We start from the raw sequence: 6,019 nt of genomic DNA on the forward strand, positions 1-6,019 counted from the left end.
CTTCAAAGGGAAGCGTTCGAGCTTGAGTAGGTGTTGGTCAGGTGCTCACCTCCTGGTCAGGATCGGTGCTGGGCCTATCAGGTGTATCCGGGCCGGTGTCGTGTCGCTGGGGTTTCCGCTCTTCATCGGCGTACCAAGGCGGCACACCGCGGAACGGGTTGCACAACTCCAAAGCCCCGGCTACGGCCATGAGTTGGTTAACATTGTCCACGCCGAAGCGTTTCTTCAGTGCGTTTATGTGCATGCGCACGGTCGGTTCGGAAATGCCCATTTCGGTTGCGATCTGCTTCGGTGCACGCGAGAGCGCCAGCAGCTTGAGCACTTCCTCTTGGCGCGCGGGCAGGGCGGGGGCCACGTGCTCGGGGCCGCGAAAGGGCTCGGTGATATACATCTCACCGCTTACCTGCACGTTCAGGGATTCGTCAGAAAAGCGCGGCTGTAACTCCGTGCGGAAGACGCGCAAAAGATCCTGCATGTCTTCGACATCGCAGCGGTGAAACAACTCACCTTCAGTGCTGTAGACAAAAATCGACAGCATAATTCCCCCTCAACGCAAGCAAGTTCCCCGGTTTGTGCCTGTTGCGCTTGATAGGTTCCAGTATAGGGCGTGAGCAGGGTGGGGCAACCTATCAAAAGTGATAGATGGACGCTTTCCGCGCCCGCCAGTATTGTTCGAAGTGTCATGGTATCGAGGACGCTCCGCGTCGGGGAAGCGAGCGTGTGGCCGCGAAGAGCGGCGGCGCCGATTCCCGAGTAATCTGCGCATTCGCTTATCCTTTCAGGCATGTTGTCTGTCGCGGCCGATCTACGGCGTGTGCGGCTTGAGTGCGGCGATTCCCGCCGCAACCGCTCGCGTCGCTTCCGACGGAAGGAGAGCCATGTCTTTGTTGTTCCGGTTCCTTATGGGATTGTTCATGTCCATCTTCTGCGCGTTATCCCTCAGTCTGTTTGTGCCTATTGTTATGGGTGTGCCCATTGTATGGATGGGTGTGCTGATGGGAACTATCTACGGCACGATTATTGGCACGCTTGTTATGACCGTGCTGCCCGTCATCCCGCTTTCGATGAAGTATGCCGTGAAGTGCGGGGCGAAGGAAGGCTCGGTTGCGTGGTTTTTGCTGAAAGACGTGCTGCTGTGCACGTTTATGCTGCTCATCATTTCGTTCTGCCTCACGTGGATCAACACGGGCATGGATGCGCAGTTCGTAGATCGCTGGCTGGCAACGGCCCCCATCATGTGGATTATCAACTACGCCGTCGCCATTCAGGCAGAGCCGCTGTGCCTGTTCCTGGCTTCAAAGATCAGCCGCACAAACCCCTTCGAAGCCCCCGCACCCGCCCCAGCAGCACCGGGAGATATGTCCCCTGACGCGTAAGGGATAGAAGGTAAAGTAGCACATAAAGGCAGGTAAACAACAATCGGCCGCAGCTTAGCGCTACGGCCGATTGTTTGTTCTCTGGATGTGTGGTTGCGCTTACGCCAGCAGTTGCTCCACGCAGGCCAGTTTCACGCAGCACACAAATACGTCCATGGCGGCGTCCAGTTCGTCAAGGGGGGGCAGCGTGGGGGCGATGCGGATGTTGCTGTTTTGGGGGTCGTTCTTGTAAGGCCAGGTGGCGCCCGCGCCTGTCATGGTAACGCCCGCTTCTTTCGCCAGGCCCACAATACGCTTGGCCGTGCCTTCGGGCGCGTCGAACGATACGAAGTAGCCGCCGCGCGGATGCGACCACGAGCAGCCGCCCACCTCGGCCAGGCCCTCGTCAAGCTTGGAAACCACCAGTTCAAACTTCGGACGCAGGATAGCGGCGTGCTTGGCCATGTGTGCGGCCAAGCCCTCGGCGTCGCGCAGGAACTTCACGTGGCGCAGCTGATTCAGCTTGTCGTAGCCAATAGTGCCCACGCCCATGCGCTTCTTGATTTCCGCAATGTTGTCGGCGCTTGCCGCGATGGCGGAAATGCCCGCGCCCGGGTGCGTCACCTTGGACGTGGAGGCGAACTTGAAGTAGCGGTTCGGGTTGCCAGCTGCACGACAGGCCGCGCCGATGTCCTTGAGCTGATCCTGTTCAGCTGCGTCATCGTAGAGGTGGTGCACGCAGTATGCGTTGTCCCAGAAGATGCGGAAGTCGTCAGCTGCGCAGGTCATGGAAGCCAGGCGCTCCACCACCTCGTCGGAATACGTCACACCGCCGGGGTTGGAGTACTTCGGTACGCACCAGATGCCCTTGATGGATGCGTCGTTCGCCACGAGGCGCTCCACCTCGTCCATGTCGGGGCCGTCTGCGGTCATTGGCACGGGGATCATTTCAATGCCGAACGCCTCAGTAATGCCGAAGTGGCGGTCGTAGCCCGGCACGGGGCAGAGCCACTTGATGTTCTCGTATTGGCACCACGGCTTCGAGCCCAGCGTGCCGAAGTCCAGGCAGCGCGCCACCGCGTCATACATGAGTGTGAGGCTTGAATTGCCACCGATGATAATGTTCTCGGGTTCCTCTTCCACCATGGCGGCCATGAAGCGCTTCGCCTCGGGCAGACCGTCAAGCACGCCATAGTTGCGGCAGTCGGTGCCGTCCTCGGCGCGGCAGTCCTCCGCAGTAGTGACTGCGGTGAGCATAGGCATGCTGAGATCAAGCTGATCAGCCCCCGGCTTCCCACGCGCCATATTCAACGAGAGCCCCTTCGCCTTAATTTCGCCGTACTCCCGCTCAAGTTCGTCTTTGAGTGCCGTCAATTCGTCGCGTCCCATCTCCGCATACGTGGGCATTGTTTGCTTCCTTCCGTCGTCAATCGTGCGTACGTTCTCTAGTATAAGGTTTAGCGAATCAATTAGTCGATACTGTTTTCGCCGAACTACGCCGCGCTGTCCGCCCGGTGACGCTGAATGACGAAAGCGCCTACGTCCGGTGGGGCTGTGCGGGCGCGCGCTACGATGCCTTTCTCAAGCTGTTGATGAAAGGAGGCTGTATCATGCCTATTCCCGATCCGCGTGCGAATGAAAAGAAGGAAACGTATATCTCGCGGTGTATGGAGCACATCACGCGTTACGAAAAGGACAAGTATCCCGACCAGGACCAACGTGCGGCCATTTGCTACTCAACCTGGGATCGCTGGCAGAAAGATCACGGCCACCCCGAGCGTGCGGAAAAGTAGCCTTACGGGGTGTGCGAACGGGGCGGCGCGACACCCAGCGCTTCGGCCACGGGTTGGTAGGCTTTCACCAGGTCGTCGAGGCGCATGCGCGCGTTTGCGGGACTGGTAGAGGGAAGTGCCACGTGGGGCACGCCGGGAAGCATGTCGGCGCAGTGGCGACGGAACAATTCGGTTGCCTTAGTCCCGGTGGTGAACACCGCTTCGAGTGGCGCGGTTGCGACTATGCGCGTGAGGTCGTTCGGCGCGGCATCTGCGATGGAGGCGTCGGATGCGCCAGTAATGGTGCACGAGGCCAGCGTGTCCCAGAGTGCAATGCCGTGCGCGAGAGCAAAGGCGCGCCGCGCCTCAACCCCTTGGGGTTCCGGCTGGTCAAACAGCGCACCCAGCACTTTCCAGAAGCGGTTCTGCGGGTGCATGTAGTAGAACCCCGCCTCGCGCGACTTTGGCGAAGGCATGGTGCCCAGCATGAGCACGCGTGAGTGCTGGTCAAACACGGGTTCTAGCGGATGGTCGACCCGCGTGCCTTCGCTGCTCGCGCTCGCGCTTGCGTTCGCGCTTGCTTTTGGTTTCGCCTTCGCCATGATGCCCTAGGCGCGACTCGGCAACTCGATTGACACCTCGGCCAGCACGTGGCCGCGAATGGCGCGACGGAATTCGTTCAGGTAGTACCCCTCTTCCAAGTCCAGCTCGCAGTCGAGCGCGTACACGGTCAGCGTATAGTCATGCGTCTTGTCGGGCGGGTAGGGCCCGGCGTAGCGATGGATGATGCGCGGGTCGGTGTGCGAGCCGGCCAAGGGCGACCAATCGCTGTTCGACCCCTGCACGCACGGCACCGCGCCCGAGGCGCTGGCGTTTTCCGGAATATGCCGCGTGTCAGCAGGGAAGTTGCAGGCAATCCAGTGGATCCAACAAAAGCCGCCCACAGGAATGGCGTCCCAGTCAAGAAACGTCAGCGCCAGCGACCGTGTACCCTCAGGCACCTCACTCACGTCAATGGGGAAGGACACGCACGGATGCCCGTCAATTGTGTCCTCTACAGGGGCATACTTCCCATACTTATCAGGCAAAAGCCCGTTCTTCAACGCAACAGAAATGTTCATAACTTGCGCTCCTTTCGCCCACGTCACCTTCGCCTCATTATACAAAAAGGAGGGCACGAGGCCCTCCTTTTATCATGTCGCGGAAACCGTTGTTGTTAGAATTGCAATGCGCACGTGAAGCCCGACCACGAAAGGGAGTCGGTGTCGCGCACATACGCGCCAAAGGTGGGGGCGTGCACGTACGGCATGCCGCCGTATCCTGCCGCGATGCCCACATGGCCGGGGCGATACAGCACGTCGCCGGGGCGCGCCTGCGACACGGGCACAATGTTGCTTGCGCAGGCGTACATCGACTCGGTGTAGTGCGGAAGCGAAATGCCCACCTGGGCGTAGCACCAGGCCACCAAACCGGAGCAGTCCATACCCACGCCCGGCGTTGCGCCGCCCCACACATACGGCGTGCCGATGCACGAGTACGCGTAGTCGACAACCGACCCGTAGGAAGCGCCACCGCCACCACCGCCGCCGGAGTTGACCGGAGGCGTGTAGGTGTTCTCGTAGTTCGGGGTGTTGCCACCGCCATTGTTCACGATGCCACCGCCGTTGTTGGAGGGTGTCTGATTCTGCACCGCACGAGCTGCTTCTTCGGCAGCGCGCTGAGCCGCTGCGGCAGCCGCTGCGGCGGCCTGCTCTTGTTCGAGCAGCGCCTTCGCCTCGGCGTCGAGCGAGTTCATGAGGTTCGTGGCCTCGGTTACCTTCGCGGCTACCTGGTCCTGAATCTCCTTGGCTTCAGCAGCCTTATCGGCGGCAATCTTTTCCTGCTTGGCGTATTCGTTCTTCGACGCTTCAAGTTCCTCGCGCAGCGTCTTGGTTTCCTCCACCATTTTGGAGTCGTTCTCGTTCACCTGGTTCAGCAAATCCCAGTTCTGCGTGAACTCTTCAAACGTGGCAGCGCCCATCACGAAGTCGAGGAAGCTGGTGGAACCGGAGCGGTACATGCTGCGCGCACGCGTGCCCAACTTGTCCTGGAGATCGGCAATCTTGCCGTTGGCTTCGTCGATCTTGGCCTGCTCGGCTTCCATGGCAGCCTTCGCAGCGTCCTGTTCCTCAATGGCCTTGTGGTAGTTATCCGCGGCGGTCTCGAGGTCGGCCTGCAGCCCGATGAGCTGGTTGCGTACCGCATCGGCCTGGGCCTGTTTCTCCGCAGCCGTCTCAGCGAACGCGGCCGAGGGGGCGAAGAGGGTTGCGGCACCGAACACGGCGGCACCGCCGATGAACGCTCGCCTGCTGAGTGCGTTTCTATGCTCGCTCATGCGAAATCCTCCTAGATTGAGCACGTAGTGTGTATGGCAAAAGCAGAGGCATCATACCACGTTTGCGCAGATGAACAAAAACGGTTGTGAACGCGTTTCATAAGCCCAGTTCAAAGTTGGGGTCTTTTCCGTGTCTCGCCGCGCAACTGTTCCAAATCCGTCGGACGACGGCAAACAAGCCGTGGAACAGGCCAAATACCATGACCACAAGGTCTTGGGGCAGTGATTCTACATCTAGGGGCCCAGACCGTAAGCCCCAACAAGCGCCTTCCCTCGTCGCCGGAAGGAAGAGGGTAGGGAGGGTGCCGCCCCAAGTGTGACGCGCTTCGCGAACCTGCTTACAGAAATGTGACGCGCTATCGCGCTAACTATTGCGCCACGAGACAACTGCCCTCCCTACCACTATGACGAGGGTACTTTCATGTACGATAAACCTAACTAAAAAGGTAACCAACGTAGTCCAGCTATAAAGAGTCAATAGGTAATTCGGGGTTTTTCTCGTTTGTTTTGGCTGCTTT

Annotated in this window: 7 protein-coding genes; 2 read left to right on the plus strand and 5 right to left on the minus strand. The window is 59.7% G+C overall.

Annotation, left to right across the window (positions count from 1 at the left end; genetic code table 11):
* Positions 1–37: 37 nt before the first annotated feature.
* Positions 38–538 (minus strand): helix-turn-helix transcriptional regulator, encoded by a 501-nt coding sequence (locus QNJ86_RS08870; protein WP_283832252.1) that lies wholly within the window; start codon positions 536–538, stop codon positions 38–40.
* A gap of 340 nt (positions 539–878) precedes the next feature.
* Between QNJ86_RS08870 and QNJ86_RS08875 the strand changes: the two genes are divergently transcribed.
* Positions 879–1,376, plus strand: a complete 498-nt coding sequence (locus tag QNJ86_RS08875; protein ID WP_283832253.1) for a DUF2798 domain-containing protein — start codon at positions 879–881, stop codon at positions 1,374–1,376.
* Between the two features lie 99 nt (positions 1,377–1,475).
* On the opposite strand, the gene QNJ86_RS08880 is transcribed toward QNJ86_RS08875, so the two are convergent.
* Positions 1,476–2,762 carry an aspartate aminotransferase type Ic gene (locus QNJ86_RS08880; protein WP_283832254.1) on the minus strand — a complete coding sequence of 429 codons (1,287 nt, stop codon included), beginning with the start codon at positions 2,760–2,762 and terminating at the stop codon, positions 1,476–1,478.
* A 203-nt stretch (positions 2,763–2,965) separates the two neighbouring features.
* Between QNJ86_RS08880 and QNJ86_RS08885 the strand changes: the two genes are divergently transcribed.
* A complete protein-coding gene (locus tag QNJ86_RS08885) occupies positions 2,966–3,148 on the plus strand; it encodes a hypothetical protein (protein WP_283832255.1) in 183 nt (60 codons plus the stop codon).
* A gap of 2 nt (positions 3,149–3,150) precedes the next feature.
* On the opposite strand, the gene QNJ86_RS08890 is transcribed toward QNJ86_RS08885, so the two are convergent.
* The 3 genes from QNJ86_RS08890 to QNJ86_RS08900 all read right to left on the minus strand — a co-directional run bounded on the left by QNJ86_RS08890 (position 3,151) and on the right by QNJ86_RS08900 (position 5,501).
* The gene (locus QNJ86_RS08890; protein WP_283832256.1) at positions 3,151–3,729 is read right to left on the minus strand and encodes a DNA-deoxyinosine glycosylase; all 579 of its coding nucleotides are present in this window, start codon (positions 3,727–3,729) and stop codon (positions 3,151–3,153) included.
* Between the two features lie 6 nt (positions 3,730–3,735).
* On the minus strand, positions 3,736–4,248 hold the full coding sequence (locus QNJ86_RS08895; protein WP_283832257.1) for a YbhB/YbcL family Raf kinase inhibitor-like protein: 513 nt from the start codon (positions 4,246–4,248) through the stop codon (positions 3,736–3,738).
* A gap of 95 nt (positions 4,249–4,343) precedes the next feature.
* A complete protein-coding gene (locus tag QNJ86_RS08900; protein WP_283832258.1) occupies positions 4,344–5,501 on the minus strand; it encodes a coiled-coil domain-containing protein in 1,158 nt (385 codons plus the stop codon).
* Between the last annotated feature and the right edge of the window lie 518 nt (positions 5,502–6,019).

This window comes from Gordonibacter faecis, assembly GCF_030077735.1.
Lineage (GTDB): Bacteria > Actinomycetota > Coriobacteriia > Coriobacteriales > Eggerthellaceae > Gordonibacter > Gordonibacter faecis.

Coding starts and splice junctions, on each gene's coding strand:
- QNJ86_RS08890 (WP_283832256.1), bottom strand. CDS start 3,729: ATGGCGAAGGCGAAACCAAAAGCAAGCGCGAACGCAAGCGCGAGCGCG.
- QNJ86_RS08880 (WP_283832254.1), bottom strand. CDS start 2,762: ATGCCCACGTATGCGGAGATGGGACGCGACGAATTGACGGCACTCAAA.
- QNJ86_RS08900 (WP_283832258.1), bottom strand. CDS start 5,501: ATGAGCGAGCATAGAAACGCACTCAGCAGGCGAGCGTTCATCGGCGGT.
- QNJ86_RS08875 (WP_283832253.1), top strand. CDS start 879: ATGTCTTTGTTGTTCCGGTTCCTTATGGGATTGTTCATGTCCATCTTC.
- QNJ86_RS08895 (WP_283832257.1), bottom strand. CDS start 4,248: ATGAACATTTCTGTTGCGTTGAAGAACGGGCTTTTGCCTGATAAGTAT.
- QNJ86_RS08885 (WP_283832255.1), top strand. CDS start 2,966: ATGCCTATTCCCGATCCGCGTGCGAATGAAAAGAAGGAAACGTATATC.
- QNJ86_RS08870 (WP_283832252.1), bottom strand. CDS start 538: ATGCTGTCGATTTTTGTCTACAGCACTGAAGGTGAGTTGTTTCACCGC.